Here is a 25244-nt window from a genome sequence, read left to right as displayed (position 1 = left end):
CGGGCGGGGCCTGCGCCCCATCCGCTCCCGTACTCATCCGCGTACTCAGACCGCGGACCCGCGGCCGGCGCCTCAGAACGCCGATACGCCCGTCAGCGCGCGGCCGATGATGAGCTTCTGGATCTGGCTGGTGCCCTCGTAGAGGGTCATGACGCGGGCGTCGCGCAGCAGCTTGCCGACCGGGTACTCGTCGATGTAGCCGTAGCCGCCGAAGACCTGGAGGGCGTTGTTGGCGCAGCGCACGGCGGCCTCGGAGGCGAAGAGCTTGGCCTTCGAGGCCGCGACCTGGAACTCCTCGCCGCGGTCGATCAGGTCGGCGACGCGCCAGGTCAGCAGGCGGGCGGCGTCCACGTCGAGCGCGATGTCGGAGATCATCTCCTGCACCAGCTGGTACGCGGCGATGGGCTTGCCGAACTGCTCGCGGTCCGTGGCGTATCCGACGGCGGCGTCGAGCGCGGCCTGGGCGATGCCGACGCAGCCGGCCGCGACCGACATCCGGCCCTTGGCGAGGGCGGACATGGCCACCGAGAAGCCCTTGCCCTCGGGGCCCATCAGCGCGGAGGCGGGCACGCGCACGTCCTCCAGGACCAGCTCGGCCGTCGCCTGGCCGCGCAGGCCGAGCTTGCCGTGGATGGTGTTGCGGGTCAGGCCCGGGGTGTCGGTGGGGACCAGGAAGGCGGAGATGCCCTTGTGGCCCGGGGTGTCGTTGGTGCGGGCGAAGAGCAGCACCACGTCGGCCCAGGTGCCGTTGGTGATGAAGATCTTGGTGCCGTTGATGACGTACTCGTCGGTGGCCGCGTCGTGGACGGCCCTCGTCCGCAGGTGGGCCGGGTCGGAGCCGTGGCCCGGCTCGGTCAGGCCGAAGCAGCCGAGCGCGTCGCCGGCGGTGAGCCGGGGCAGCCAGTACCGCTTCTGCTCCTCGGACGCCCACTGCTGGATCGGCTTGGTGACCAGGCCGAGCGAGACGGAGACGATGCCGCGCACGGACGAGTCGCCGCGGCCTAGCTCCTCCGTGACCAGGCAGTACGAGAGGTGGTCGCCGCCGGAGCCGCCGTACTCCTCGCCGATCGTCAGGCCCAGGAAGCCGACCTCGCCGAGCTTCTTCACGATCGCGCGGTCGACCTCCTCCGCGCGGTCCCACGTCACGACGTTCGGCGCGATCTCGCGGTCCACGAAGTCCTTGGCGAGGCGGCGGACCGCCGTCTGCTCCTCGTTCAGCTCCAGATTCACGGACGACTCCCGGGGCGGCGTGCAGGCTGAGCTTTAAATTAGCACTGCTAGTTTTTGGCTGACAGCCCTACTATGTGCGCCATGGCCCGACCGCGCAAGCCCCTCCTCAGCCGAGACCGCATCGTCGACACGGCCCGCGCCCTCGTCGACGGCGAGGGGCTGGCCGCCGTCTCCACGCGCCGGCTCGCGGCCGAACTCGGGGTGAGCGGGCCGTCCCTGTACAACCACTTCCGCACCAAGGACCAGATCCTGGAGGCGGTCGCCGACTCGGTGAGCGCGCAGGTCGATCTGTCGATGTTCGACGCGGCGGACGGGCGGGACTGGCGCACCGCCCTGCACGACTGGGCCGTCTCCTACCGGGCGGCGCTGCGGGCGCATCCGAACATCGTGCCCGTGCTCGCGCAGGGGCCCGGGCGGCGGCCCGCCGGGCTGCGGCTCGCGGACGCCGTGTTCGGGGCGATGGTCGATGCCGGGTGGTCGCCTGCTCAGGCCACGTCCATCGGGGCGCTCATGCGGTACTTCGTCACGGGGTCGGCGCTCGGGTCGTTCGCGGGGGGCTTCGTCGACGACGAGGCCGCCTACGATCCCGCCGACTATCCGCATCTCGGGCAGGCCCATCTGCTCGCCGACCGTCAGGAACTCATCGACGAACGGGCCTTCGAGACCGGCCTCACGGCCCTCCTGGACGGCCTGTCGGTCCAGTACGCCGGCCGCCCCCGCCCGACCCCCTGACCCCGATCCCCCTTCACACGGCTCCCCGCACCTCGGGCCGCTCTGTTCGCGTGCGGCCCGGTGGGGGGTCGGTCGCGCAGTTCCCCGCACCCCTGGGCCGTACGTCATCTGCGGCCCGGCGGGGCTTCTCGCGCAGTTCCCCGCGCCCCTGGGTCGTGCTTCGTGTGCGGGCCGGTGGCCGCGTCTCGCGCAGTTCCCCGCGCCCCTAGGTCGTACGTCATCCGCGGGCCGGTGGCCGCTTCTCGCGCAGTTCCCCGCGCCCCTGGGGTGGTCTCTCGCGCGTGCCGCCGTCGTGGCTGGTCGCGCAGTTCCCCGCGCCCCTGAGGCATGCGCTGGCGCGCAGCCTCTCCTTGAGGCTGCGCTTCGCGCGCCTCTTGGGGCAGGCGGGCGGTGCGGCTCTCCTGATGGGCCGCTCCGGGGAGGCGGGACCGTGGTGGGCCCCTGATGAGATGGCGCACGCAGTGCGCATCTCAGGGGCGCGGGGAACTGCGCGAGAAGCCCCGCCGAGCCGCAGACAAAGTGCTACCCAGGGGCGCGGGGAACTGCGCGAGAAGCCCCGCCGGGCCGCGGGCGAAGTGCTACCCAGGGGCGCGGCCAGCCCCCACCGGGCCGCAGGCGACGGACCGGACAGCCCAGGGGCGCGGGGGACTGCGCCGTCGGCCGCCACGCCCGGCGCATCCGAAAGACCGCTCGGGGGTCAGAAGATGATCAGGGAGCGGGCTCCCTTGCCCGTGAGCATGTTGTCGAAGGCCGTCGGGATGTCGTCCAGGGTGATGTGCTCGGAGACCAGCGCGGACAGGTCCAGACGCCCCGCGCGGACGTGCTCGGCGAGGACGGGAAGGTCGGCGGCCGGATCGGAGTTGCCGTAGACGCAGCCGGACAGGGTGCGCCCCCAGTGGAAGAGCTCCAGGGCGTTGAAGGTGACGACCTGGTCCTTGCCGCCGATCCCGACGACCGTGGTCCGCCCACCCCGCCGCGTGGACTCCCAGGCGGCCCGAATGGTCACGGCACGCCCCACGCACTCCACGGCGACATCGACCCCCTGCCTGCCGGTGAGCCCCCGGATCTCCCGGGCCGTGCCGTCCGAGGCCACGACATAGTCCGTGGCACCGGCGGCGCGCGCCAACTCCTCCTTCTCCGGCGACACGTCGACCGCGACGATCTTCGAGGCCCCCGCGATCCGGGCGGCCTGGAGGGTGGCGAGCCCGACGCCCCCGACGCCGAACACCGCGACCGTCTCCCCCGCACGGACCCGCGCGGAGTGGTGCACCGCGCCGTATCCGGTGAGCACGGCGCAGCCGAGCAGCGCGGCGTCGGTGAGCGGCACCCCGTCCGGCACCGGCAGCACGGCGTTCGCGGCGACCACCGTCTCCTCGGCGAACGCGGCGACGTTCAGCCCGGGGTGCAGATCGGAGCCGTCGGAGGCCCGGCGCGCGTACACGTCGTTCGCTCCGGCCAGCGCGTTGGCGCACAGCCAGACCTCGCCCAGCGAGCAGGCGTGGCAACGGCCGCACGAGGGCGCCCAGTTGAGGACGACCCGGTCGCCGGGCGCGACATGGGTGACGCCGTCGCCGACGGAGCGGACCGTGCCGGCCCCCTCGTGGCCGAGGACGGCCGGGAGCGGCACCCGCATGGTGCCGTTGGTGAGCGACAGGTCGGAGTGGCAGACCCCGGCGGCGGCGAGCTCGATGCGGACCTGCCCGGGTCCCGGCTCGGGCAGGTCGACGTCGGTGATCTCCAGCGGGGAACCGACGGCGGTGCAGACAGCGGCGCGGACCATGGTGATCGGTGACTCCCTTAGAACTGGAGGGACTTGGTCTGGAGGTACTCGGAGAGGCCATGCGCGCCGAGCTCCCGGCCGACGCCCGACTGCTTGTAACCGCCGAAGGGGGCGAGGGGGTTGAACCGCCCGCCGTTGATGTCGACCTGGCCGGTGTCCATGCGGCGCGCGAAGGCGACGGCCCGGGCCTCGTCACCGGCCCAGACGGCGCCCGCGAGCCCGTACACGGTGCCGTTGGCGATCCGCAGGGCGTCGTCCTCGTCCTCGTACCGGATGAGGGAGACGACCGGGCCGAAGATCTCCTCCTGCGCGATGGTCATCTCGGGGGTGACGTCGGCGAAGACGGTGGGGGCGACGTAGTAGCCCTTCTCGTGCGGGGTCCCGGTGCCGCCGACGACGAGGCGGGCGCCCTGCTCGACGCCCTTCTCGATGTAACCGCGCACCCGGTCGCGCTGCTTGGCGTTGACGAGCGGGCCGATGCGGTCGCCGTACTTGGCGGCGGCCGCGGCGGCGAGGCCGACCGCCTCGTCGTACTGGTCGGTGTGGACGAGCATGCGGGTCCAGGCGCTGCACGTCTGCCCGGAGTTGCCCATGACGTTGGCGATGCCGACGTTGACGGCCTTGGCGAGGTCGGCGTCGGGCAGGATGACGTTCGCGGACTTGCCGCCCAGTTCCAGGGCCACCCGCTTGACCGCCGCGCCCGCCGCGGCGCCGATCGTGCGGCCCACCGCGGTCGAGCCGGTGAAGGAGACGAGGTCGACGTCCGGGTGCTGGGCGAGGGCCTGCCCCGCGACCGCGCCGACCCCCGTGACCAGGTTGAAGACGCCCGCCGGCAGGCCCGCCCCGTCGACGGCCTCCGCGAAGAGCTGGGCGGTCAGGGGCGTGTCCTCGGCCGGCTTCAGCACGACCGTGCAGCCCGCCGCGAGGGCCGGGCCGACCTTCGCGACGATCTGGTGCAGCGGGTAGTTCCAGGGCGTGATGGCGCCGACGACGCCGACCGGCTCGGAGTAGACGACCGAGTTGCCGACCTTCTCCTCGAACGGGTGGGAGGCGGCCAGTTCGGCGTACGAGCCGGAGACCAGGATCGGTACGCTCGCGTGCACCGCCTGGGAGAAGGCGAGCGGGGCGCCGAGTTCCGCGGTGACCGTCTCGGCGATCTCGTCCTTGCGGGCGACGAGCGCGTCGCGCAGTGCGGCGATCCGTGCCGCGCGCTCGGCCGGGGGCGTGGCGGCCCAGGCCGGGAAGGCGGTCCGGGCGGCGTGCACGGCGGCGTCGACGTCCTCGGCGGTGCCCGCGGGCACGTGCCCGATGACCGTCTCGTCGACCGGGTTGACGACCGCGATCGTCTCCTCGGTCAGGGCCGGGCGCCAGGCGCCGCCGATGTACATCCCGTCGTGGGCCTTCATGGCTCTCCTCCCGCGTACTGCGCGATCGTTCGGGTCGTCCGACACCCAAACTAGCGGTGATAGTTTTCAGGCGCCAGAGACGCCCGTCACGCCGCTCCGTGCTCCGGCGCCGCGCGCCCCCGCACCGCGAGCGCCGACGCGACCAGCAGCAGCGCCCCCAGCATCACGAACGGCGCCGCCGTGCCGGCCACCGCCGCCACCGCGCCCGCCGAGGCCGGCGCCGCCACCTGGCCGAGGCGGTTGCCGGTCAGGCGCAGGGCCAGGGCCGTCGAGCGGGCGTCCCGCGGGGCGGCCCGGACGACCGTGGTCATGGACAGGGGCTGGCCGACGCCCAGGCAGAAACCCAGTACCACCAGGATCCCGGCCAGCGCCCACACCGGCACCGGGAGGGCGACCGCCGCGCACGCCAGCGCCGCCAGCAGGCACGTGGTGGCGGTCAGCACGGCCCGGCCCAGCCAGGCGATCAGCGGGGTCATGACCAGCCGGCAGGCGATCGTGGCCGCCGCGCGCAGGCTCAGCAGCACGCCGACCGCGGCGGGCGCGATGCCCCGGTGCTCGCCGACCACCGGCAGGTACGCCGTGAGGATGTCGGTGGCCGACAGCACGGCGAGGCTGATGAAGATGCCGCCCGGGACACCCCGGCTGCGCAGGATCCGGTGCACGGGCACCCGGGCCGCGCCCGACCCCGTGGCCGCTGCCCCAGCCGCGCCCGTCCCCGTGGCCGCTGCCCCAGCCGCGCCCGTCCCCGCAGCCGCTCCCCCGCCCGCGCCCGGCCGTGCGTCGGACGGAGTGCGAGGGACCTCGACGCGCCACAGCGAGGTGAGGGCGAGGGCGCAGCCGCCCGCCGCGATCAGCAGCGCCGGCGTGCTGGTGCCCGCCAGGTCGCCGCCGTCGACGACGGCGCCCGCCGCGACCGGCCCGACGAGCTGGCCGAGCGAGGCGCCGATCGTGAAGTGGCCGAAGTTGCGGTCCTGTTCGTCGGGGGCCGACCGGCGGGCCACGATGGACTGGGCGCCGATCACGAAGCAGAGGTGGCCGAGGCCCATCACCCCGCTCCAGGCGGCCATCCCCGCCAGGGACCCGGCGGTGCCGCTCAGCGCGCAGCCGCCCGTGATGAGCCCCACCCCGGCGGGCAGCAGCGGGGCGCAGCGGCCGTGGTCCGTGCGCCGCCCCAGCGGAACGGCGGCGAACAGCGGCAGCAGCGCGTAGACCCCCGCGATGACGCCGACGGCGCGCTCGTCGGCGCCGAGGGCGAGCGCCCGGTAGGTGACGGCGGGCCGCGCCATCGACACCGCGCCCTGCGCGAAGCCGAAGGCGATGACGAGGCGCAGCAGCCAGGTGCGGCTCATCCGCCGGTCACACGATCCCGAGGAGCAGACCGGCGCCGAGGACGACGACCGCGGTCAGCGCGGCCCACTTGACGGTGAACCGGGTGTGGTCGCCGAACTCGACCCTGGCCATGCCGACGAGGACGTACACGGCCGGGACGAGCGGGCTGGACATGTGCAGCGGCTGGCCGACGAGGGAGGCGCGGGCGATCTCCAGGGTGGAGACGCCGTGCGCGTTCCCGGCCTCGGCGAGGACCGGCACGATGCCGAAGTAGAAGCCGTCGTTCGACATGAAGTAGGTGAAGGGGATGGAGAGGACCCCGGTGACCAGGGCCATGTGCGGGCCCATCCAGTCGGGGATGCCGCCGACGACCCACTCGGCCATGTGGTCGACCATGCCGGTGCCCTGGAGCACGCCGGTGAAGACGGCGGCGGCGAAGACCATGCCGGCGACGTTGAGGACGTTCTCGGCGTGGGCGCCGATGCGGGCCTTCTGGTCGGGCATGTGCGGGTAGTTGACGGTGAGGGCGAGCGCGGCGGCCAGGATGAACAGGACCGGGATCGGCAGCAGCTCCATGATCATGGCGGCCAGCAGGACGACCGTGAGCAGGGCGTTGAACCAGTAGAGCCTCGGCCGCAGGGTGGGGCGGTCCGGGTCGAGACCGGTGAAGGACCCGCCGTCCTCGTCGCGGAAGGAGGGCGCGGAGCCCGCGGCCGCGCCGTTCGTCCCCGTACCGGAGCCCGCGGCGGCGCCGGCGCCCACCAGGACCTTCTCGTCCGCGGCCTGCGGCACGGTCCCGGCGGCCCCGTCGCCGGGGAGGGAGAGGTGGCCGAGGCGCCTGCGCTCGCGGCGGCCCAGCACGTACGCGAGGACGAGGACGAAGGCCAGGCCGGCGCCGAGCGCGGGGATCATCGGCACGAAGATGTCGGTGGCGTCGACCTTGAGGGCCGTGGCCGCGCGGGCGGTCGGGCCGCCCCAGGGCAGGGTGTTCATGACGCCGTTGGCGGTGGCCGCGACCCCCGTCATCACGACGAGGCTCATCTTCAGGCGCTTGTACAGCGGGTACATCGCCGAGACGGTGATCATGAAGGTGGTGGAGCCGTCGCCGTCGAGGGAGACGATCGCGGCGAGCACGGCGGTGCCGACGACGATCCGCACCGGGTCGGCCTTCGCGAATCTCAGGATGGCCCGCACGATCGGGTCGAAGAGGCCGACGTCGATCATCACGCCGAAGTAGACGATCGCGAACATCAGCATGGCGGCGGTGGGCGCCAGGTCGCCGATGCCGTCGATGACGTAGTCACCGAGGTGGGCCCCCTTGCCGACCAGGACGCAGAACAGCGCCGGGACGAGCACGAGCGCCGCGATCGGTGACACCTTCTTGAGCATGATCAGCACCAGGAAGGTGGCGATCATGACGAATCCGAGGATCGTCAGCATGGAGTGGGTTCCTCACGTCGTTCGCCGTTGAACTGCCGCCCGGGGTCGGCGGTCAGCGAGACGCTAGGGCCCGTCCGTCGGCGTTAACAAGACGTTGACACGTGAGCAATAAGCGCAGAACTCCAGGTCACAGCTTTGCGCTCGGTCCGGCTCGGTCAGTCGAGGGAGCGGGCCAGGTACGCGCGCAGCAGTTCCCGGGTCTCGGTGATGACCTGTTCGTCGCCCGCCGGGTCGAGCCTGAAGGCGAGCCGCACCAGCGCGTCGGCCGCCTCGACCGCGACCAGGAACGTGCGCCGCAGTTCCGCGTCGGCGGTCCGGCCGAGGTGCGGGGCGAGCAGGTCGGTGAGGGTGTCGGCGACCCGCAGGTTGGGCGCGGCGTCGGGGTCGCCGACGGGGATCTGGGTGCCGAAGTCGACCAGCGAGAAGCCGGGCGCGGTGCGCTTCATCGCCAGGTACTCGTCGAGGACGGCGTCCATCGCGGCGCGCCAGTCGTCGGCCGGGAGGGCGCCGAGGCGGGCGGTGACGCGCTCCGCGTACCGCTCCAGGTTCCGCTGGGCCAGGGCGTCGACCATGGCCCGCTTGTCGGTGAAGAAGCGGTAGACCGAGCCGATGGGGACGTCGGCGGCGCCCGCGACGGCCCGCGTGCTCAGGCGCTCGTAGCCGACCTCGTCGAGGAGGGCGGCGCACGCGTCGAGGATCCGGCTCAGCCGCTCGGCGCTGCGCTGCTGAACGGGCGTACGGCGCAAGGGAGGGGACATGCCGGTCACCCTACGGCGGCGTCACGGGGAGGGGGATGCCGTCTCCGCGCCGGACGCCGTGAGGTCGGCGGTGGCCTCGACGGGTCTGCCCTCGACCGCCCAGGCCGTGCCGTCGTCGGCGTAGAGCCGGGCGGTGACCTTGTGGGTGCCGCGGCTCACCCGGGTGCCGGGCAGCCGGTAGTCGTCGGCGCGCAGCCGGGACAGGCGGGCGCCGTCCAGGTAGAGCTGGGCGTAGCCGCGGCCGTGCACGGCGCGGGCCGCCGCCTTCCCGGGGCTGAAGCGGAAGTTCCGGACCCGCACCCGGACGTCCCAGCCGCCGTCGGGCCGCGCGTCGGGCTGCACGATCAGGCCGACCTCGGGGGCGTCGGCGGCGGGGACCTGGCGGAGGTGGTGGCCGTCGCCGTCCGCCTGGTCGAGCACGGTGCCGACCTGGCGCGGGCCGCCGTCGTCGCCGCCGCATCCGGCGAGGCCCGGCAGCAGGGAGCAGGCGAGAAGGGTGGCGGCGAGGGCGCGGGCCGGCGTCGTCCTGGGCATGCTCGGACAGTAGGCGACCGTTCACGTTTTCGGATCCGTCTCGGGGAGGAGGTCCACAGAGGGAGACGGGGGAGGAGACCGGGGAAGTCAGGGGGAGATCGAATCCGGCCGGACGGCGTCTTGCGTGGGCCGATACCGAATCCTACGGTTGTGCATAGGAATCATTGACGAGGGAGCGATGATGAGCGGGGACGCACACAAGACGGCCGAGGCCCTGGCCTATCTGACGGGCTTCGGGAACGAACACGGCTCGGAGGCGGTGCCGGGCGCCCTGCCGCAGGGGCGCAACGCGCCGCAGCGCGCCCCGCTCGGTCTGTACGCGGAGCAGCTGAGCGGCAGCGCGTTCACCGAGCCCCGCGCGCACAACCGGCGCTCGTGGCTGTACCGGATCCGGCCCTCGGCGGCGCACCCCGAGTTCACGCGGACGGACAACGGCACCCTGCGCTCGGCCCCCTTCACCGAGTCGGTCCCCGACCCCAACCGGCGCCGCTGGAACCCGCTGCCCGACCCGGCCCCCGGCACGGACTGGCTGGCGGGCCTGTGGACGCTGGGCGGCAACGGCGACGCGACGCAGCGCACCGGCATGGCGGTGCACCTGTACGCGGCCGACGCCTCGATGACGGACCGGGTGTTCAGCGACGCGGACGGCGAGCTGCTGATCGTGCCCGAGCGCGGCACGCTGCTGCTGCGCACCGAGTTCGGGCTGCTCGCCGCGGGCCCCGGCGAGGTCGCGCTGATCCCGCGCGGGGTGCGCTTCCGCGTGGAGCTGCTCGACGGGCGGGCGCGCGGCTACGTGTGCGAGAACTACGGCGCGCCGTTCCAGCTCCCGGACCTGGGCCCGATCGGCGCCAACGGCCTGGCGAACGCCCGGGACTTCAGGGCGCCGGTCGCCGCGTACGAGGACGTCGAGGGGCCGGTCGAGGTGGTGAACAAGTTCTGCGGCAACCTGTGGTCCGCGACCTACGACCACTCTCCGCTGGACGTCGTCGCCTGGCACGGCAACCACCTGCCGTACGTGTACGACCTGCGCCGCTTCAACGTCATCGGCTCGATCTCGTACGACCACCCCGACCCGTCGATCTTCACGGTGCTGACCTCGCCGTCGGACACCCCCGGGCTGGCGGGCGTCGACTTCGTGGTCTTCGCGCCGCGCTGGCTGGTGGGCGAGGACACGTTCCGGCCGCCGTACTTCCACCGCAACGTGATGAGCGAGTACATGGGGCTGATCGAGGGCGCCTACGACGCGAAGGCCTCCGGCTTCCTGCCGGGCGGGGGGTCGCTGCACAACATGATGTCGGCGCACGGCCCGGACCGGGAGACGTTCGACCGGGCCAGCACCGCCGAGCTGGTGCCGCAGCGGGTCGACGACGGGCTGGCGTTCATGTTCGAGACGCGCTGGCCGGTGACGGCGACGGCGCAGGCCGCCGGAGCGGGACATCTACAGCGGGGCTACGACGACGTGTGGCGCGGCCTGGAGCGGCACTTCGGCGGGTAGGGGCCGCCGGCGGCGGGGCCCGGGAGGGGGCCCCGCCCGGCGCGGGCCTTCATTGCACATCCCGCCCCCGACCGATACGGATAGGCCGTGACGTCATTCGCCCCGGACTCGATCGTCCTGAACCGCAAGCTGCCGCTCTGGTACCAGGTGTCGCAGTCGCTGCGCGCCTCGATCCTGGGCAGGTCCCCGCAGGACCCGCTGCGGCTGCCCACCGAGGAGCGGCTGGCGGTCCACTACGGCGTCTCGGTGCTGACCATGCGGCAGGCGCTGAAGGAGCTGGAGGACGAGGGGCTGATCACCCGGCACCGGCGGCGCGGGACGTTCATCGAGCCGGGGGCCCGGCGCGGCGCCCCGGTGCGGCTGCTCGGTTCCGTGGATGCGATCGTGGCGCAGCAGTCCGGGATGACGGCCGAGCTGCTGGAGCACGGCACCGTCCCGGTGCCGGCGGCGCTGGCCGACCACTTCCCGGGCGCGGACCGGGTGGCGACGTACCACCGGCTGCGCAGCGACGAGAAGACCGGCGAGCCGACGAACCACGCCCGCAACTACATCCGGCCCGAGCTCGCCGAGCGGGTCGACGTGGCGGACCTGGAGCGGTGGCCGATGACGAAGGTGCTGCGGGACGTGGTGGGGGTGCGCATCACCCGGGTCACGGACTCGGTGGAGGCCCGCCTGGCCGACCCGGAGACGGCGCGGCTGCTCGAAGTGCCGCTGCTCAGCCCGATCCTGCACTACACCGGCATCACGTACGACGAGGAGAGCCGGGTCCTGGACGTGGCGGTGATCCATTACCGCGGGGACCGCTTCTCGTTCTCGGTGACGCTGGACGCCGACTGATGACCGGCCGGGGGGACGTACCATGCCGGGCGTGACGAACGACCGCCCCGTCGGCACCGCCACCGCCGCCGACATCGCCGCCGACGACGCCGAGACCGTCGCCCTCCCGGACCTCATGCCGTGGTCCGTGGCGCCGCTGCGCCTGGGCCGCGGCTGGCCCGTGGCGCCGGACGCCGCGTCCCTGAAGGCCCGTTGGGAGGCGTTCGTCGGCGGCGACCCGGAGCGCCGGGCGACGCTGCTGGAGCCGACGCGCGCCCGCACCCTGCACACGGCGGCCGCCCAGCTGCCCGGCGTCCGCGCGGGCACCGAGCCGCTGGCGCACGCGTCGGGGCCGTGCCCGGAGCCGGTGCGCGTGCTGCACGGGCCGTTCGACGAGCAGTGGCTGATCCCCGACCAGCGCCTGATCGACGCGGCCCGGCCCGAGTTGTGGCGGGTCGCGGACGAGCGGCAGCTGTACCTGGTGGAGCAGGGGTACGTGCCGGGCGCCGGCGGGCCGGCCGTGCTGGCCTGCGCCGTGCTGCCCGAGGGCCGCTCCCCCGCGGGCCGGCCGGGCCGGATCCGCCCCCTGTACCGGCGGCCGGGCGCGACGGAGCCGAACCTCGCGCCGGGCCTGCTCCAGCACCTGTCCGGCACGTACGACCAGGAGGTCGTGGCCGCCGACGTGTTCGCCTGGATCCTGGCGATGGCCGCGCGCGGCGCCGACCGGACGTGCCGGGTGCCGCTGCCCGTCGACCCGGACGTCTGGCTGCGCGGCGTCGAACTCGGCCGCCGCGTCCTGCGGCTGGAGCGCCGCGGCGCCGGCGCCGACCGCCCCCGGCTGCCCGGCGGCCGGCGCCCGTACGTCCGCGCGCCGCTGCCGGACCGGCCCGACGGGCTCGGCTACGACCGCGACGAGGAGACGCTGTGGATCGGCGCCGGCCGGATCGCGCCCGTGCCCGCCGCGGCCTGGGACTTCCAGGTGAGCGGGGTGCGTGTCCTGGAGCAGTGGTTCGCCCGCCGCACGGCCCCGGCGGAGCCGGGCTCCCTGGCGGCCGTCCGGCCGAAGAGCTGGCCGCAGCCCTGGACGTCGGAGCTGCTGGAGCTGATCACCGTCCTGGCGCTCCTGGCGGAACTGCTGCCGCTGCGGGAGGAGTTGACGGCCGGGATCGGCGACCGTGTCACACCGGGGGAACTGACGCGGGCGCGGATCCTGCCGGTCCCGGACCGCTGCCGCCGCCCGGCCTCGGTCCTGGACCACCGGGAGGAGGGCCCCGGCGGCCAGTTCGCGATCCTGTAGCGGCGGGCGGGCCCGGGCCCCGCGGATCCCTCGCGCGGCCCGTCTCCCCCGCTCACGCCCGCGCCGGTCCGGCGAACCCCTCCAGGGTCCTGCGCAGCGCCCGCTCGAACACCGCCTCCAGGTCGATGGGCCCGGTGTCCTCGGCGAACGCGGCGGCGAGCCGCGGATATCTCCCGGACGCCACCTGCGCCCCGAGGTACGCGATCCGCACGGCGTGCTCCCGCTCCGCGCTCCACGGCAGCGACCGCGTCCGCTCGGCGGTCGCGATCTCGTTGGCGACATAGGTCGTCACCACGCCGGTCACCGACGCGATGAGCTCCATCTTCGTGCCGTAGGGCAGTTCCAGCGGGTCCAGGCAGGCCATGCAGTGCTCCAGGTACCGCAGGGCGTTCGGGCTGAACCCGTACACCGGTGACATCAGCCGCGGCAGCCAGGGATGGCGGTGCATCAGCGCGCGGGTCTGCCGGGCGAGCCCGAGGACGTCCGCCCGCCAGTCGCCGGAGGGCTCCGCGTACGTGTACTCGGCGCTGACCGCGTCGACCATCAGCTCGTACAGGTCCTCCTTGCGCGGCACGTAGTTGTACAGCGACATGGTGCCCATGCCGAGTGCGCCGGCGACGCGCCGCATGGACAGCGCGTCGATGCCCTCCGCGTCGGCGACGCGCACGGCGGCGGCCGCGATGTCGGCCCGGCTGTGCGCGGGCCGTGGGCCCCGCCCGGCACGCTCGGGGCGCGCCCAGATCACTTCGGGTTCGGCCGGTCGGCCCGCCATCGATCATCACCTCGCGCTCCATCGTAGTTACGTACGGCGTACGTAGTGCGCTACGGTGGCGCCATGACTTCTACGTACGCTGTACTTAGTGAAGGTCTGGAGAAGCGCTTCGGCGCGGGGGACAAGGCGGTGCACGCCGTGCGCGGCCTCGATCTCGCCGTGCGCGAGGGCACGGTCTGCGGCCTGCTGGGGCCGAACGGGGCGGGCAAGACGACCGCCGTCCGGCTGCTGACGACACTGCTGCGGCCGGACGCGGGCACCGCGCGTGTCGCCGGGCACGACGTCGTCACCGCGCCGCACGCGGTCCGCCGCCGGATCGGTGTCACCGGGCAGTACGCGTCGGTCGACGGCGATCTCACCGGCCGGGAGAACCTGCGCCTGTTCGCCCGGCTGCTGCGCACGCCCCGCGCCCGCGCCGACGAACTCATCGAGCGGTTCGGCCTCGCGGAGGCGGCCGGGCGGCCGGCGCGCACGTGGTCGGGCGGGATGCGCCGCCGCCTCGACCTCGCCGCGAGCCTGCTCACCCGGCCGGCCGTCCTCTTCCTCGACGAGCCGACCACCGGACTCGACCCGCACAGCAGGGGCGCCATCTGGGACACCGTGCGCGAGCTGGCCCGCGAGGGCACGACCGTCCTGCTCACGACGCAGTACCTGGACGAGGCCGACCGGCTCGCCGACGACATCGTGCTGGTCGAGGCGGGCCGCGCCGCGCACCGCGGCACGCCCGCCGGGCTGAAGGCGCAGATCGGGCACCGGCTGGAGATCACGGTGGGCACCGCGGACCCCGCGGCCGCCCCCGGCGAGCGGGAACTGCTCGCGGCCGCCGCCGTCCTGGACCGGCTCACCGGGGCCCGGCCCGCACCGGACCCCGATCGCGGGACCGTGGGCGTCGTCGTGCTCGACCCGGCCCTGACGCTGCCCCACGTGGTGCGCGAACTCGACGCCGCCGGGGTGCCGTTGCGGGACGCGACGCTGCGCCCGCCCACCCTCGACGAGGTGTTCCTGCGCTTCACCGCCACGCCCACGACACCGAAGGCGGTCGCCGCATGAGTTCCGCGATCCTGTACGACGGCACGGCGATGCTCGGCCGCCACCTCCGGCGCGTCCGGCACGCCCCGGCGATCCTGGTCATGACGCAGACGATGCCGATCGTGTTCCTGCTGTTCTTCGGGTACGTCTTCGGCAGCGCCCTCGCCATGCCGGGCGCCGACTACCGGGCGTTCCTGGTGCCCGGCATGCTGGTGGCGACGGCGGCGAACGGCGTCATGACCGGGATGTTCACCGCCGCCCAGGACGCGCACCGCGGGGTGATGGACCGCTTCCGCACCATGCCGATGAGCCGGGCCGCCGTGCCGCTCGGGCAGGCCGCGGCCGATCTGGCGACGACGTCCGTCGGGCTCGTCCCGCTCGTCCTGGTGGGCCTCGCGATGGGCTGGCGGATCGAGGGCGGGGCGGCGGACGCCTGCGCCGCGTTCGGACTGCTCCTGCTGTTCCGGTTCGCGACGTCCTGGGTGGGCATCCTGCTCGGGCTCGCCTCCCGGAGCGAGGAGGCGGCGGGGCAGTTGGGCAGCGCCACGTTCATGCTGCCGCTGCTGTCGAACGCGTACCTCCCGACCGCCGGCATGCCGGGCTGGGTGCGCGCCCTGGCCGAGTGGAATCCGATCAGCGCCGTGGCGACCGCCGTACGCGAGCTGTTCGGCAACGCGCCGGTGCCGCACGGCGCCGCCTGGCCGGTGACGCACCCGCTGGCCGGCTCACTGGCCTGGTGCGCGGCGCTGCTGATCGGGTGCGCGCCGCTCGCCGTCCACCGGTACGCCCGCGGCGGACGGTGACCGTCCCCGGCCCCGGGGGCCGGGTCCACCCCGCATGCAAAGGCCCCGGGCCCGCACCCGACTCCCCCGCCGGGGCGCTCGCCGCATGCCGTGGGGATGACGGTCGCGGAGATGCGCGGCGCTACGCCGGACGGCGCGGAGGTCGGTTGCGGGCCCGGGGCCCTCGCTGGGCGGCGGCCGCCTAGTGGCCGCCGAACAGCGAGCGGCGCAGTCGCCGCAGAGGTGCGAAGAGCGAGACCCGACGCACCCGCGCGCGGGTCGTGCTGCGCTCGTCGTGCGCGGCGTCACGCGCGGTCAGCTCACGCATCAGCGTCGTCGCCTCGACCGTCTCACGCTGCGGGACGGCAGGGCCGCCGAGCACCGAGAGATGGCGGTCGAGCCGCGAACTGGTCGCGCTGCTCCCGCAGGTGATCGCAGGCACACGAGGCCTGCTGCGCACTGTTATCTGTTCCATGTCACTCCCCACCCGTACGAGGGCACCCGGCCCGGGCAGGTTAACCCTATCGCCCCAGCGCGACACTCGTGTATCCCGGTCGCAGGATTCACCTCCCCCACAAGGAGGTTGACGACCTCATGCCGGTTACTCTCCGAATCCAACTGAATTCAGGGCGAGTTGGACAAGCTGGGCGCCTGGCGGGAGTTTCGCGCCGCCTCCCGAGGAGGGCGTCACCGACAGTGAGGAAGCGCCGGAGGTCAAGCCGGAGGCGGGACACGGCGTGTCGGAGGCGTTCGCGGGCAGGCGGTTCCCAGGAGCGCGGCGACGCGCGGGCCCCCGGGCGACCCGGGCCCGCCGCCGCGCCCGGACGTGGGCGATCTCACGCGTCCCGGTCCGCCCCGTGCCCTCCGGCCCCGGGCTGGGCTACTTTTGTTCAGACTTGTCGTGATGTCGTGGCGAGTGGGGGCGGCGGCCGTGGACACAGGGCCGGGCAGTGGGGGACGCAGCGGGCGGGTCGTCGCGGGCCGGTACCGGCTGCTGGACCCGATCGGCGAGGGCGGCATGGGCACCGTGTGGCGGGCCCGGGACGAGGTGCTCGGCCGCGAGGTGGCCGTGAAGGAGGTGCGGGCCCCTGCGGGCCTGCCGACGGCGGACCGGCACCGGATGTACCAGCGCCTGGAGCGCGAGGCCTGGGCGGCGGCGCGCATCTCGCACCGCAACGTCATCACCCTGTACGACGTGGCGACCGATGACGAACGCCCCTGGGTCGTCATGGAGTTGGTGCGGGGCGTGTCGCTCGCCGACCAGCTCGACGCCGAGGGCCCGATGCCCGCGCAGCGCGCCGCGCACATCGGCGCGGAGGTGCTCGCCGCGCTGCGCGCCGCGCACGGGGCCGGGGTGCTGCACCGCGACGTGAAACCGGGCAACGTCCTGCTCTCGAACGACGGCCGGATCGTCCTCACCGACTTCGGGATCGCCATGGTGGAGGGGACCCAGGCGCTCACCATGACCGGCGAGGTGATCGGGTCGCCCGAATTCCTCGCCCCCGAGCGGGCCTTGGGGCGCACGCCCGGGCCCGAGTCGGACCTGTGGTCGCTGGGCGTACTGCTGTACGCGGCCGTGGAGGGCCATTCGCCGTTCCGGCAGCAGACCCCGCTGAGCACGCTGCGCGCCGTCGTGGACGAGGAGTTGCCGCCGCCGCACCGCGCGGGCCCGCTGGCCCCCGTCATCGAGGGGCTGCTGCGCAAGGACCCGGCGCGGCGCATCGGCGCGGCGGAGGCCGAGCACGAGCTGCGGATCATCGGTGCGGGCGGCACCCCGCGGTCCACGCCGATGGCGTCGATGCCGACCGTGACGTCGCGGCAGCCGTCGGCCGCGCCCACCCCGCCGATGCCGCTGCCCGTCGGGCCACCCCCGGCCCCGGACCCGGCCGGCACCCGGTCGACCGTCGCGGCGCGCACGGGCCCGGACGCGTCCCGGCGCGCCTCGCTCGCCCTCATGGCCGGGCTCGTGGTCCTGCTGCTGGCGCTCGGCGGGCTGGCGTACGTCCTGCTCGACGGCGGCGGGGACGGCGGTGACGGCGGCGGCCCGTCCGCCGGCGGTTCCGCGTCCGGCGGCGGCCCCGGCCCGAGCGCGTCGGCGACCTCGGCGGCGTCAGCGGCGTCCTCGGCGTCCCGCGGCGGCTCCGCGTCGTCGGGGCACGGCGGCGGGGGCGGTGGCGGCGGGGGCCGCACGACGACGCCGGCCCAGTCGGTGCGGGTCACCGTCACGGCGGTGCGGGGCAGTTACTCCGGGCCCTGTCCCCCGCCGGGCGCCGCGGCACCGTCCTTCACGGCGACGATCACGGTGGGGCGCACGCCGGCCCGGGTCGAGTACCGGTGGGTGACGAAGGGCGGTCGGGCCTCGGACCCGGGCTGGAAGACCCTGGACCTCGGGTCGGGCGGCGCGCGGACCCGCGCGGTGAGCACGGCGCAGACGCGGTACGAGGACGGCGGCACGCTGCACGACGAGATCGGCGTGGAGGTGCGCGGCCCGGTCGCGGTGACGTCGAACTTCGTCGCCTACGCGGTGACGTGCCGGGTGGTGACCCCCTCCACGGGAGCCACCACCGGTTCCCCCACGCCGTGAGCCGTCGCCCACGGGGTGGGACTCAGGCCGCGGACGTGAGCACGGGCAGGTAGCCGCCGGACTGCCCGGCGGCCGTCGGGTGGTACGACTCGCCGATGTTGGTCCAGTTGACGCTGTGCAGCCAGGGGCTGCCGGAACAGATCTCGTGCCCGGAGAACTTCGTGGTCACGTCGCCGAAGGTGAATCCGTGGTCGGCGGCGCGCTTGGCGGTGGTGGTGTTGAGCAGGTCGGCGGCGCTGTTGATGGCGGTCCGCTCGGCCTCGGACAGGCCCGCGATGCAGCTGCCGCCCAGCTTGTAGAAGCGGGGGTAGCCGATGACCACGACGTGGGCGGCCGGCGCCTTGGCGTGGATGGCGTCGTAGACCTTGTCGAGGTTGCCGGGCAGCGTGGAGGTGACGTACGCGCGGGCCTGGTTGATGCGGTTCAGGCAGGTCGCCTCGGAGTTGAGGACGCAGGTGGTCATGACGTCGGCGAAGCCCGCGTCGTTGCCGCCGATGCTGATGGAGACGAGGCCGGTGCCGGAGCCGAGCGGGGTGAGCTGGCCGGAGAGGACATCACCCGTACGAGCACCCGAGCACGCGGTGAAGTTGAAGCTGGAGGGTGAATGGGCGGCCGCCCACAGGGCCGGATAGGCCTTGGAGGAGCGCTTGCAGTCGCCGCTGGCGCTGTCGTAGCTGCCGGACCCGACCCCCGAGGAGTAGGAGTCGCCGAGCGCCACGTAGCCGGTCGCCGCCGCCTGCGCGTTCGTCGCCCCGGTGAGGGCGACGCCGGCCGCGAAGAGGAACGACGTCATGAATGCCGTAAGTCGGAAACGTCTCATGGAACCTCCCTTAGCAGGATTTCTGCCACATCTGTGGTAGCACGCCACAGAGTTACCGGGAAGTACCCCTGACGGACATTCACCGGCCGTTCAATTGCAGGTACATGTCAGGGTTATGACATACCCTCAGATTCCTTGAGCTACGCCCGTAGATGAATCAGCCTGCTGAGTGGGCCCGGACGGAACACCCCGCTCCGACGGCCCGTGTGCGCCACCCAGCGCACACCCCCCACTGACGCGTGCCGCCCTCCGGCACGCGCCGCCTAAGAGGAGGACTCCCTCGTCATGGCACTCTCCAAAGCACTGGTGACCGCGGCCGCCTCGACCGCCGCCGCCGTCGGCCTGCTCGGTTCGCTCACCGCACTGCCCGCCCAGGCCGCCGCCCCCGCCACCGGCACGGTCCTCTCGGCGGGTGCCGCCGGGGCGGTCGACGGCAGTTACCTCGTCACGCTCAAGAAGCCCGCACAGAGCCCGGCGGGCCTCACGGCCGCGTCCGCGGACGGCAAGAGCCTGATATCCGAGCACGGCGGCACCGTGCAGAAGACCTTCCGCAGCGCGCTCAACGGCTATGCGGTGAAGGGGCTCTCGGCCACGGAAGCCGCGAGACTCGCGGCCGACCCGGCCGTGGCGTCGGTCGAGCAGAACCAGCGGGTGCACGTCGACGCCACCCAGACCGGCGCCCCCTGGGGCCTGGACCGCATCGACCAGTCGGCCCTGCCGCTCTCCGGCACGTACACCTACCCGGACACGGCGGGCGGCGGGGTGACGGCGTACGTCATCGACACCGGGGTGCGCATCACGCACTCCCAGATCAGCGGCCGCGCCTCGAACGGCTACGACGCCGTCGACGGCGACAACGTCGCCCAGGACGGCAACGGCCACGGCACCCATGTGGCCACCACCATCGCGGGCACCACCTACGGCGTCGCCAAGAAGGCGAAGGTCGTGGCGGTGCGCGTGCTCGACAACAACGGATCGGGCACGACCGCGGGCGTCATCGCCGGCATCGACTGGGTCACCAGGAACCACAGCGGCCCGTCGGTCGCCAACCTGTCGCTGGGCGGCGGGACCAGCACCACGCTGGACACGGCGGTGCGCAACTCGATCTCCAGCGGCGTCACGTACGCGGTCGCGGCCGGCAACTCCGGCGCCAACGCGTCCACGTCGTCGCCCGCGCGCGTCACCCAGGCCATCACCGTCGGCGCCACGAGCAACACCGACGCGAGGGCCAGCTGGTCCAACTACGGTTCCGTGCTCGACCTGTTCGCCCCGGGGGTGTCGATCACGGCGGGCTGGAACACCAGCGACACCGCGACCAACACCATCTCCGGCACGTCGATGGCCACGCCGCACGTCGCGGGCGCGGCCGCGGTCTACCTGGCGGGCCACCCCTCCGCCACGCCCGCCCAGGTCTCCTCGGCGCTGGTGAACGGGGCCACGTCGGGGGTCGTCACCGGCCCCGGCAGCGGCTCGCCGAACAAGCTGCTCAAGATCGTCCCGTAACGGGCCGCCCCGCGGCGGACCGCAGGCAGTGCCCCGGCGGCGGGCGTCACGCCGCCGGGGCACTGCCCGTCCCCGCCCGCGCCCCGGGTGCGGGACGGGTGACGCGGTGGGGAAATGCCGTGCGGCCGGCCTCCGCTTGGCGGATCATGTCGGCATGTCTGCGAACCCCTTCGACGCGCTGCCGGTCCGGCTGGGCGTCGACGACAGCGACTCGCCCTCCGATGTCGTCGACGCGCTCTTCCTCGGCCGCTTCGCCACGGGCGAGCAGCCGCACTCGCACGCCGTCAACATCGACCGGGTCCGGTCCGGCGCGACCCTGCTGCCGCCGGACGCCCGCATCCTGCGCTCCGCGCGCGACGACGACCGCAGCGCGACGCTCGCCGAGGGGGACGGCTGGACGCTGCTGATCTCCCGGTGGAACCGGGGCGCCGACGTCACCGTCACCGCGACCACCACCGAGCTGGCCGAGAAGGTCCTGAAGCTGGCCACCGACGGCGCGGCCGACGAGCCCGAACCCCAGCCGGAGAACGTGACGATGGGGTTCTGGTACGTCTCGCCGCGGCGCGGGCCGCACCGCACGACCCGGCAGATCTCGGCCGGCACCTGGGACGAGGTCCGGTCCAACTACACGGCCCCGGTCGCCGCGGCGATGGACGGCCTCATGAAGACACGGCCCGAGACCATCGCGGGCCGGCTGCTCCTGCTGCACGGACCGCCCGGCACCGGCAAGACGTCGGCGCTGCGCACCCTCGCCCGGTCCTGGCGGGACTGGTGCCAGGTCGACTGCGTGCTCGACCCGGAGCGGCTCTTCTCCGACGTCGGCTATCTGATGGACATCGCGATCGGCGAGGACGACGGCACGGCGAAGGGGCGGTGGCGGCTGCTCCTGCTGGAGGACTGCGACGAGCTGATCCGGGGCGAGGCCAAGCACACCGCCGGGCAGGCGCTGTCGCGGCTGCTGAACCTCACGGACGGGCTGCTCGGGCAGGGCAGGAACGTCCTGGTGGGCGTGACCACCAACGAGGACCTGGAACGGCTGCACCCGGCCGTGGTCCGGCCCGGCCGCTGCCTCGCCCGGATCGAGGTGGGCCCGATGACGCACCGCGAGTCGGTGGCGTGGCTCGGCACCGAGGAGGGCATCGGGCGGGAGGGCGCGACACTGGCCGAGCTCTACGCCCTCCGCCGGGGGGTGTCGCCGACGTCGGTGCCCGACCAGCGGGGCGGCGCCGACGCGGGGCTGTACCTGTAGACCGGCCGTACCCGTACCCGTACCTGTACCCGTGGACCGGCCGTACCCGTCGGCCGCGGGGCCCGGAGGACGCCGCGACCTGGAGGGATCCGGGGCCGGCGGACCGGTCGGGTGCCGGTTCCCGCCGCGCCGGGTGGATAATGCTCCCATGCGTGCGTCTTTGCAGGTCACCGTCAACTGCGATCCGCATAGGTCCACGATCTCCCTGCACGGGGACTGCGACGAGGATTCCGAGCACCTGCTCACGGAGGCGCTCACCCAGGTCCTCGCGGTCGAGCCCCGGGTCCTGGAGATCGATGTGAGCCAGGTGGGTTTCGGCGACTCGACCCTCCTCCATGCCCTGTTGCTGGCGCTGCGCGCCCAGTCCGACCGCGGGGCGCGGCTCGTCCTGCGGGGCCCGCTCAGCGCCGCCGTCTCCCAGCTGCTCGACGTGACCGGGACGACGGACGTGTTCCGGCGCTGCGTCGAGACGTCCGTCCCGGCGCAGCGCGCGGCCGAGCAGGAGTCCGGGTCCCGCCTCGGTCGTCAGGAGAGCGCACAGTGAGGGAACCGCGCGGGCCGGTGGCCCCGGCAGCCGTCGAGAGCAGGGGTGGGCCATGAGGGCCGAGCACGATGGCGCCCACGGCTCCTCACGGGCGCGACCGGCCCTCGCCGCCGCGCCGCTGACCCTGTCGGGAGCGGAGGCGCGCGAACTGGTGCGCCGGGCGACGCTCGCCTGTCTGGCCGCCGACGCCGCGCAGACGCTCGCGACCGAGCGCCTGCTGGCCGAGGCCCAGCTGGTCTGCTCCGAGCTGGTGTCGAACGCGCACCGCCACGGCGGCGGCCTCTACTGGTTCGAGGCACGGGCCCACGACGGCCAGGTGCTGATCGACGTGGGCGACCGCAGCACCCAGCAGCCCCGCTCGCCGCGGCGGGACGCCACGGAACCGGGCGGCTTCGGCTGGGACCTGGTGCAGCGGCTGGCCACCCAGGTCGTGGTGACGATCCACCCCGACGGCGCGGGGAAGACCATCCGGGCCGTCATCCGCGTCCGCTGACCCGCCGGCCCGCCGCCCGACGGCCGGGCTGGGGCGTGTCCGGCGGATCAGGTCGTGGTCGGGTGGCCCGCGTATTTCTGTGCCGGACCCCGCGCCCGCGACACGATCCGCCGGACAGGCCCTAGGCGTAGGCGGCGCGTACCGCGTCCCGCGCCGCCTCCAGCGCGGCCTCCTCGGTGAGGCCGAGGCGATGGGCGCGTTCGGCGTAGGTCCGGGCCGCGGTGGCCGCCTCCCGCGAGGCGGCGTCCCGGGCGGACGCGACGAACGTCCCGTTGCGCCCCCGCGTCTCGATCACCCCGTCCGCCTCCAGGGCCCGGTACGCCTTGGCCACGGTGTTGGCGGCGAGCCCCAGCTCCTCGGCCAGCCCCCGCACGGTCGGCAGCTTGTACCCGACGGGCAGCGCCCCGCCCCTGGCCTGCTCGGAGATCTGCGCCCGCACCTGCTCGTAGGGGGCCGCGCCGTCGTCGATCCGGATCTTCAGAGTCACGGCCCGATTGTCCCGCAGGCCCGGAAAATGGGAGGCACCCGGGCCCGGTCGGCGCGTACCGTCCGGCCCCATGACTGTGATCGTCCGTACCCTGCGCCCGGGTTCGCCGTCCGAGACGGCGGGTTTCGCCCGGGTCCGCAGGGCCTGCGTACCGGCGATGCTCGCGACCCCCGCGTCCCTCGCCCACGACGTCTCCCGCTCCCACCCCGACGCCCACTACCGCCAGCTGATCGCGGTGGCCGACGACGAGGTGGTCGGTACGGCGCAGGTCGGCATCGCCTACGACAGCCCGCGTCCCGGCCAGGGCTTCGCCAACGTCTACGTCCATCCCGACCACGAGAACCGGGGCGCGGGCGGCCTGCTCCTGCGCACGGCCGAGGAGCATCTCGCCCGGCACGGCGCCCGCGAGGTGTTCTGCTGGGCGCTGGACGGCGAGCGCAATCTGGGCTGGGCGGCGGCCCACGGCTACCGGCCCAGCCGCAGCGCCCACTTCCTGCGCCTCGATCTCGCCGCCGACGGCGCGCTGCCGCCCCGCGCCCCGCTCCCGGCCGGCGTGGAGCTGCGCACCGGCGCCGACTACGCGGCCGACCCGCGCCCCCTGTTCGCCCTCGACGCGGAGACGGCGGCCGACGAACCGGGCGACATCGCCACCCTGCTCACCGACTACGAGCAGTGGCTGGCGGACACCTGGCAGCATCCGCTGCTCGACCACGCGCTGACGTCGGTGGCCGTGGTGGACGGCCGGCCCGCCGCGTTCACCCTCGCGCACACCGACGGCGACGGCCGCTACGCGTCGGGGATGACCGGCACGGGCCGCGCGTACCGCGGCCGGGGCCTGGCCAAGCTCGCGAAGAACGACTCGCTGCACCGTGCCCGGGAGGCCGGGATGCGGGTGGCGTACACGGGCAACGACGCCGGGAACGCGCCGATGCTCGCGATCAACACCTGGTTCGGCTACACCCGCGACGCGAAGGAGATCCGCCATGTCCGCGCCCTCGACGCCTGACCCGGTGCACGTCCGGCTGGTCAAGGCCGGCCGGACGAAGATCCGGTATCCGGCCGAGCTGCTGCGCGACGACGGCACGCACGCGGTGGTCCGTGCCGCCTGGGCGGGCGACGGCGTGCGGGACTTCGGGTTCGTGCGGTTCGAGCCGGGCGACGTCTTCACCGAGCACTACTGGCGCGACCGCTGGTACGCGGTCAAGGAGGTGCGGACCGGGGACGGCACCCTGAAGGGCTGGTATTGCGACATCACCCGCCCGGTGGTCCGCGGCGCGGACGGCGATCTGCTCTCCGAGGACCTCGACCTGGACCTGTGGGTGTCGGCGGACGGCGCCGAGGTGATCCGGCTGGACGAGGACGAGTTCGCCGACAGCGGGCTCGCCGGGCGGGACCCGGCCGCCGCGCGGGAGGCGACCCGGGCCCTGGACGCGCTCGAACACCTCGCCCGGCAGGGCGCGTTCCCCAGCCTGCTCAGCTGAGGGATCCTGCTCAGCCGAGGGATCCTGCTCAGCTGAGGGCGACCACCGCGTACCGCTCGTCGCGCACCGGTCCGCCCCACAGGCGCGCGTCCTGCGACAGGGGGGTGTGCCGCACCGTGCGGACGAGCGGTGCGAGGGTGTCCAGGACCCGGTCCGCGGGGATGCCGACCGGGTCGAGAGCGCCCCACACCCCCTCGATCAGCACCAGCCGCCCGCCGGGGCGCAGCAGCGTCAGCCAGTGCCGCAGCACGTCCTCGGGGCCGGGCAGGGCCCACAGCACGTGCCGGACGAGCACCACGTCGTACGCGCCCGGCGGGACCGGCGGGGCCGCCGCGCTCCCGAGGTGGAACCGGGCGTCGTGGTCCGCGAGTTTGTGCCGGGCCCGCTCCAGCATGCGCGGGGCGCTGTCGATCCCCGTCACCCGGTGGCCGCGCTCGGCCGCGAGCAGCGAGAGGCTGCCGGTGCCGCAGCCGAGGTCGAGCACCGCGGCCGGCCCGGCGGGCAGCCAGTCGTCGAGCCGCTCGGCCCAGGCCGCGCGCACGGCGGGGTCCCGCAGGCCGTGGTCGGGCTCGTCGTCGAAGGTGGCCGCCGCCTCGTCCCACACGGCGGTCGTGCCGCTCACGGGTGCGTCGGTGCCGGTGCTGCCGGCTGTCTCGTCCATGCCCCGCATCCCATCACGGGGC

25 protein-coding genes are annotated in these 25244 nt (G+C 74.2%); 13 read left to right on the top strand and 12 right to left on the bottom strand.

The annotated features are described in order from the left end of the window. Nucleotides 1-72: 72 nt before the first annotated feature. Nucleotides 73-1230 (bottom strand): acyl-CoA dehydrogenase family protein, encoded by a 1158-nt coding sequence (locus ACIP5K_RS32830; RefSeq protein WP_401415487.1) that lies wholly within the window; start codon nucleotides 1228-1230, stop codon nucleotides 73-75. An 81-nt stretch (nucleotides 1231-1311) separates the two neighbouring features. Here ACIP5K_RS32830 and ACIP5K_RS32825 point away from each other — a divergent pair, with 81 nt between their 5' ends. Further along, nucleotides 1312-1962 (top strand): TetR/AcrR family transcriptional regulator, encoded by a 651-nt coding sequence (locus ACIP5K_RS32825; protein WP_401415486.1) that lies wholly within the window; start codon nucleotides 1312-1314, stop codon nucleotides 1960-1962. Between the two features lie 697 nt (nucleotides 1963-2659). On the opposite strand, the gene ACIP5K_RS32820 is transcribed toward ACIP5K_RS32825, so the two are convergent. From ACIP5K_RS32820 to ACIP5K_RS32795, 6 genes are all read right to left on the bottom strand, one after another. Beyond that, nucleotides 2660-3742, bottom strand: coding sequence for a Zn-dependent alcohol dehydrogenase (locus ACIP5K_RS32820; protein WP_401415484.1), 1083 nt, complete (start codon nucleotides 3740-3742; stop codon nucleotides 2660-2662). 17 nt (nucleotides 3743-3759) lie between these two features. Further along, nucleotides 3760-5148, bottom strand: a complete 1389-nt coding sequence (locus ACIP5K_RS32815) for an aldehyde dehydrogenase family protein (RefSeq protein WP_401415482.1) — start codon at nucleotides 5146-5148, stop codon at nucleotides 3760-3762. A gap of 86 nt (nucleotides 5149-5234) precedes the next feature. After that, nucleotides 5235-6497 carry an MFS transporter gene (locus ACIP5K_RS32810; RefSeq protein WP_401415481.1) on the bottom strand — a complete coding sequence of 421 codons (1263 nt, stop codon included), beginning with the start codon at nucleotides 6495-6497 and terminating at the stop codon, nucleotides 5235-5237. A 7-nt stretch (nucleotides 6498-6504) separates the two neighbouring features. Then, nucleotides 6505-7917: a CitMHS family transporter gene (locus ACIP5K_RS32805; RefSeq protein WP_401415480.1), complete on the bottom strand. Its 1413-nt coding sequence runs from the start codon at nucleotides 7915-7917 to the stop codon at nucleotides 6505-6507. 155 nt (nucleotides 7918-8072) lie between these two features. After that, nucleotides 8073-8675 carry a TetR family transcriptional regulator gene (locus ACIP5K_RS32800; RefSeq protein ID WP_401415478.1) on the bottom strand — a complete coding sequence of 201 codons (603 nt, stop codon included), beginning with the start codon at nucleotides 8673-8675 and terminating at the stop codon, nucleotides 8073-8075. A gap of 21 nt (nucleotides 8676-8696) precedes the next feature. Continuing rightward, nucleotides 8697-9209, bottom strand: a complete 513-nt coding sequence (locus tag ACIP5K_RS32795; protein WP_401415476.1) for a hypothetical protein — start codon at nucleotides 9207-9209, stop codon at nucleotides 8697-8699. A gap of 181 nt (nucleotides 9210-9390) precedes the next feature. On the opposite strand from ACIP5K_RS32795, the gene hmgA reads away from it, so the two are divergent. The 3 genes from hmgA to ACIP5K_RS32780 all read left to right on the top strand — a co-directional run bounded on the left by hmgA (nucleotide 9391) and on the right by ACIP5K_RS32780 (nucleotide 12817). Further along, nucleotides 9391-10704, top strand: coding sequence for a homogentisate 1,2-dioxygenase (gene hmgA / locus ACIP5K_RS32790; protein ID WP_401415474.1), 1314 nt, complete (start codon nucleotides 9391-9393; stop codon nucleotides 10702-10704). A gap of 87 nt (nucleotides 10705-10791) precedes the next feature. After that, nucleotides 10792-11541, top strand: a complete 750-nt coding sequence (locus ACIP5K_RS32785) for a GntR family transcriptional regulator (RefSeq protein ID WP_401415473.1) — start codon at nucleotides 10792-10794, stop codon at nucleotides 11539-11541. 22 nt (nucleotides 11542-11563) lie between these two features. Continuing rightward, on the top strand, nucleotides 11564-12817 hold the full coding sequence (locus tag ACIP5K_RS32780) for a type ISP restriction/modification enzyme (RefSeq protein ID WP_401415471.1): 1254 nt from the start codon (nucleotides 11564-11566) through the stop codon (nucleotides 12815-12817). Nucleotides 12818-12869: 52 nt separating this feature from the next. Here the strand turns inward: ACIP5K_RS32780 and ACIP5K_RS32775 are convergent, their stop codons facing one another. Continuing rightward, the gene (locus ACIP5K_RS32775) at nucleotides 12870-13589 is read right to left on the bottom strand and encodes a TetR/AcrR family transcriptional regulator C-terminal domain-containing protein (protein WP_401415470.1); all 720 of its coding nucleotides are present in this window, start codon (nucleotides 13587-13589) and stop codon (nucleotides 12870-12872) included. Nucleotides 13590-13652: 63 nt separating this feature from the next. Between ACIP5K_RS32775 and ACIP5K_RS32770 the strand changes: the two genes are divergently transcribed. Both ACIP5K_RS32770 and ACIP5K_RS32765 read left to right on the top strand, forming a co-directional pair. Next, the gene (locus ACIP5K_RS32770) at nucleotides 13653-14639 is read left to right on the top strand and encodes an ATP-binding cassette domain-containing protein (RefSeq protein ID WP_401415468.1); all 987 of its coding nucleotides are present in this window, start codon (nucleotides 13653-13655) and stop codon (nucleotides 14637-14639) included. Next, nucleotides 14636-15421 (top strand): ABC transporter permease, encoded by a 786-nt coding sequence (locus ACIP5K_RS32765; protein WP_401415466.1) that lies wholly within the window; start codon nucleotides 14636-14638, stop codon nucleotides 15419-15421. Before ACIP5K_RS32770 ends, ACIP5K_RS32765 begins: the two co-directional genes overlap by 4 nt. Before the next feature lie 181 nt (nucleotides 15422-15602). Here ACIP5K_RS32765 and ACIP5K_RS32760 read toward each other — a convergent pair whose 3' ends face one another. Then, the gene (locus ACIP5K_RS32760; RefSeq protein WP_401415465.1) at nucleotides 15603-15875 is read right to left on the bottom strand and encodes a hypothetical protein; all 273 of its coding nucleotides are present in this window, start codon (nucleotides 15873-15875) and stop codon (nucleotides 15603-15605) included. 429 nt (nucleotides 15876-16304) lie between these two features. On the opposite strand from ACIP5K_RS32760, the gene ACIP5K_RS32755 reads away from it, so the two are divergent. After that, on the top strand, nucleotides 16305-17984 hold the full coding sequence (locus ACIP5K_RS32755) for a serine/threonine-protein kinase (RefSeq protein WP_401415463.1): 1680 nt from the start codon (nucleotides 16305-16307) through the stop codon (nucleotides 17982-17984). A gap of 22 nt (nucleotides 17985-18006) precedes the next feature. Here the strand turns inward: ACIP5K_RS32755 and ACIP5K_RS32750 are convergent, their stop codons facing one another. Continuing rightward, nucleotides 18007-18804, bottom strand: coding sequence for an SGNH/GDSL hydrolase family protein (locus tag ACIP5K_RS32750; protein WP_401415462.1), 798 nt, complete (start codon nucleotides 18802-18804; stop codon nucleotides 18007-18009). Nucleotides 18805-19089: 285 nt separating this feature from the next. On the opposite strand from ACIP5K_RS32750, the gene ACIP5K_RS32745 reads away from it, so the two are divergent. The 4 genes from ACIP5K_RS32745 to ACIP5K_RS32730 all read left to right on the top strand — a co-directional run bounded on the left by ACIP5K_RS32745 (nucleotide 19090) and on the right by ACIP5K_RS32730 (nucleotide 22593). Continuing rightward, nucleotides 19090-20307: a S8 family peptidase gene (locus ACIP5K_RS32745; RefSeq protein WP_401415461.1), complete on the top strand. Its 1218-nt coding sequence runs from the start codon at nucleotides 19090-19092 to the stop codon at nucleotides 20305-20307. A 154-nt stretch (nucleotides 20308-20461) separates the two neighbouring features. Next, nucleotides 20462-21556, top strand: coding sequence for a DUF5925 domain-containing protein (locus ACIP5K_RS32740; protein ID WP_401415459.1), 1095 nt, complete (start codon nucleotides 20462-20464; stop codon nucleotides 21554-21556). A gap of 148 nt (nucleotides 21557-21704) precedes the next feature. Continuing rightward, entirely contained in the window at nucleotides 21705-22100 is a 396-nt protein-coding gene (locus tag ACIP5K_RS32735) for an STAS domain-containing protein (protein ID WP_401415457.1), read from the top strand. 52 nt (nucleotides 22101-22152) lie between these two features. Beyond that, complete coding sequence (locus ACIP5K_RS32730) at nucleotides 22153-22593, top strand: ATP-binding protein (protein ID WP_401415456.1); 441 nt, start codon at nucleotides 22153-22155, stop codon at nucleotides 22591-22593. Nucleotides 22594-22714: 121 nt separating this feature from the next. On the opposite strand, the gene ACIP5K_RS32725 is transcribed toward ACIP5K_RS32730, so the two are convergent. Further along, complete coding sequence (locus ACIP5K_RS32725; RefSeq protein WP_401415454.1) at nucleotides 22715-23080, bottom strand: GntR family transcriptional regulator; 366 nt, start codon at nucleotides 23078-23080, stop codon at nucleotides 22715-22717. 70 nt (nucleotides 23081-23150) lie between these two features. Here ACIP5K_RS32725 and ACIP5K_RS32720 point away from each other — a divergent pair, with 70 nt between their 5' ends. Next, nucleotides 23151-24086 carry a GNAT family N-acetyltransferase gene (locus ACIP5K_RS32720; RefSeq protein ID WP_401415453.1) on the top strand — a complete coding sequence of 312 codons (936 nt, stop codon included), beginning with the start codon at nucleotides 23151-23153 and terminating at the stop codon, nucleotides 24084-24086. Next, entirely contained in the window at nucleotides 24064-24561 is a 498-nt protein-coding gene (locus ACIP5K_RS32715) for a DUF402 domain-containing protein (protein WP_401415451.1), read from the top strand. The genes ACIP5K_RS32720 and ACIP5K_RS32715 overlap by 23 nt, the downstream gene beginning before the upstream one ends. 28 nt (nucleotides 24562-24589) lie before the next feature. On the opposite strand, the gene ACIP5K_RS32710 is transcribed toward ACIP5K_RS32715, so the two are convergent. Further along, complete coding sequence (locus ACIP5K_RS32710; protein ID WP_401415449.1) at nucleotides 24590-25222, bottom strand: class I SAM-dependent methyltransferase; 633 nt, start codon at nucleotides 25220-25222, stop codon at nucleotides 24590-24592. Nucleotides 25223-25244: the final 22 nt, after the last annotated feature.

The organism is Streptomyces sp. NPDC088785 (assembly GCF_044750685.1).
Taxonomy (GTDB): Bacteria; Actinomycetota; Actinomycetes; order Streptomycetales; family Streptomycetaceae; genus Streptomyces.
Note: the sequence above shows the minus strand (reverse complement) of the source record. Positions and strands in the feature narration are given on the sequence as shown.

Excerpts from the sequence above, each read along its gene's own strand:
- ACIP5K_RS32755 (WP_401415463.1), top strand. The coding sequence starts at position 16,305 with ATGTCGTGGCGAGTGGGGGCGGCGGCCGTGGACACAGGGCCGGGCAGT.
- ACIP5K_RS32760 (WP_401415465.1), bottom strand. The coding sequence starts at position 15,875 with ATGGAACAGATAACAGTGCGCAGCAGGCCTCGTGTGCCTGCGATCACC.
- ACIP5K_RS32820 (WP_401415484.1), bottom strand. The coding sequence starts at position 3,742 with ATGGTCCGCGCCGCTGTCTGCACCGCCGTCGGTTCCCCGCTGGAGATC.
- ACIP5K_RS32745 (WP_401415461.1), top strand. The coding sequence starts at position 19,090 with ATGGCACTCTCCAAAGCACTGGTGACCGCGGCCGCCTCGACCGCCGCC.
- ACIP5K_RS32810 (WP_401415481.1), bottom strand. The coding sequence starts at position 6,497 with ATGAGCCGCACCTGGCTGCTGCGCCTCGTCATCGCCTTCGGCTTCGCG.
- ACIP5K_RS32795 (WP_401415476.1), bottom strand. The coding sequence starts at position 9,209 with ATGCCCAGGACGACGCCGGCCCGCGCCCTCGCCGCCACCCTTCTCGCC.
- ACIP5K_RS32720 (WP_401415453.1), top strand. The coding sequence starts at position 23,151 with ATGACTGTGATCGTCCGTACCCTGCGCCCGGGTTCGCCGTCCGAGACG.
- hmgA (WP_401415474.1), top strand. The coding sequence starts at position 9,391 with ATGAGCGGGGACGCACACAAGACGGCCGAGGCCCTGGCCTATCTGACG.
- ACIP5K_RS32730 (WP_401415456.1), top strand. The coding sequence starts at position 22,153 with ATGAGGGCCGAGCACGATGGCGCCCACGGCTCCTCACGGGCGCGACCG.
- ACIP5K_RS32805 (WP_401415480.1), bottom strand. The coding sequence starts at position 7,917 with ATGCTGACGATCCTCGGATTCGTCATGATCGCCACCTTCCTGGTGCTG.
- ACIP5K_RS32780 (WP_401415471.1), top strand. The coding sequence starts at position 11,564 with ATGCCGGGCGTGACGAACGACCGCCCCGTCGGCACCGCCACCGCCGCC.
- ACIP5K_RS32775 (WP_401415470.1), bottom strand. The coding sequence starts at position 13,589 with ATGGCGGGCCGACCGGCCGAACCCGAAGTGATCTGGGCGCGCCCCGAG.
- ACIP5K_RS32825 (WP_401415486.1), top strand. The coding sequence starts at position 1,312 with ATGGCCCGACCGCGCAAGCCCCTCCTCAGCCGAGACCGCATCGTCGAC.
- ACIP5K_RS32715 (WP_401415451.1), top strand. The coding sequence starts at position 24,064 with ATGTCCGCGCCCTCGACGCCTGACCCGGTGCACGTCCGGCTGGTCAAG.
- ACIP5K_RS32740 (WP_401415459.1), top strand. The coding sequence starts at position 20,462 with ATGTCTGCGAACCCCTTCGACGCGCTGCCGGTCCGGCTGGGCGTCGAC.
- ACIP5K_RS32800 (WP_401415478.1), bottom strand. The coding sequence starts at position 8,675 with ATGTCCCCTCCCTTGCGCCGTACGCCCGTTCAGCAGCGCAGCGCCGAG.
- ACIP5K_RS32735 (WP_401415457.1), top strand. The coding sequence starts at position 21,705 with ATGCGTGCGTCTTTGCAGGTCACCGTCAACTGCGATCCGCATAGGTCC.
- ACIP5K_RS32770 (WP_401415468.1), top strand. The coding sequence starts at position 13,653 with ATGACTTCTACGTACGCTGTACTTAGTGAAGGTCTGGAGAAGCGCTTC.
- ACIP5K_RS32765 (WP_401415466.1), top strand. The coding sequence starts at position 14,636 with ATGAGTTCCGCGATCCTGTACGACGGCACGGCGATGCTCGGCCGCCAC.
- ACIP5K_RS32815 (WP_401415482.1), bottom strand. The coding sequence starts at position 5,148 with ATGAAGGCCCACGACGGGATGTACATCGGCGGCGCCTGGCGCCCGGCC.
- ACIP5K_RS32710 (WP_401415449.1), bottom strand. The coding sequence starts at position 25,222 with ATGGACGAGACAGCCGGCAGCACCGGCACCGACGCACCCGTGAGCGGC.
- ACIP5K_RS32750 (WP_401415462.1), bottom strand. The coding sequence starts at position 18,804 with ATGAGACGTTTCCGACTTACGGCATTCATGACGTCGTTCCTCTTCGCG.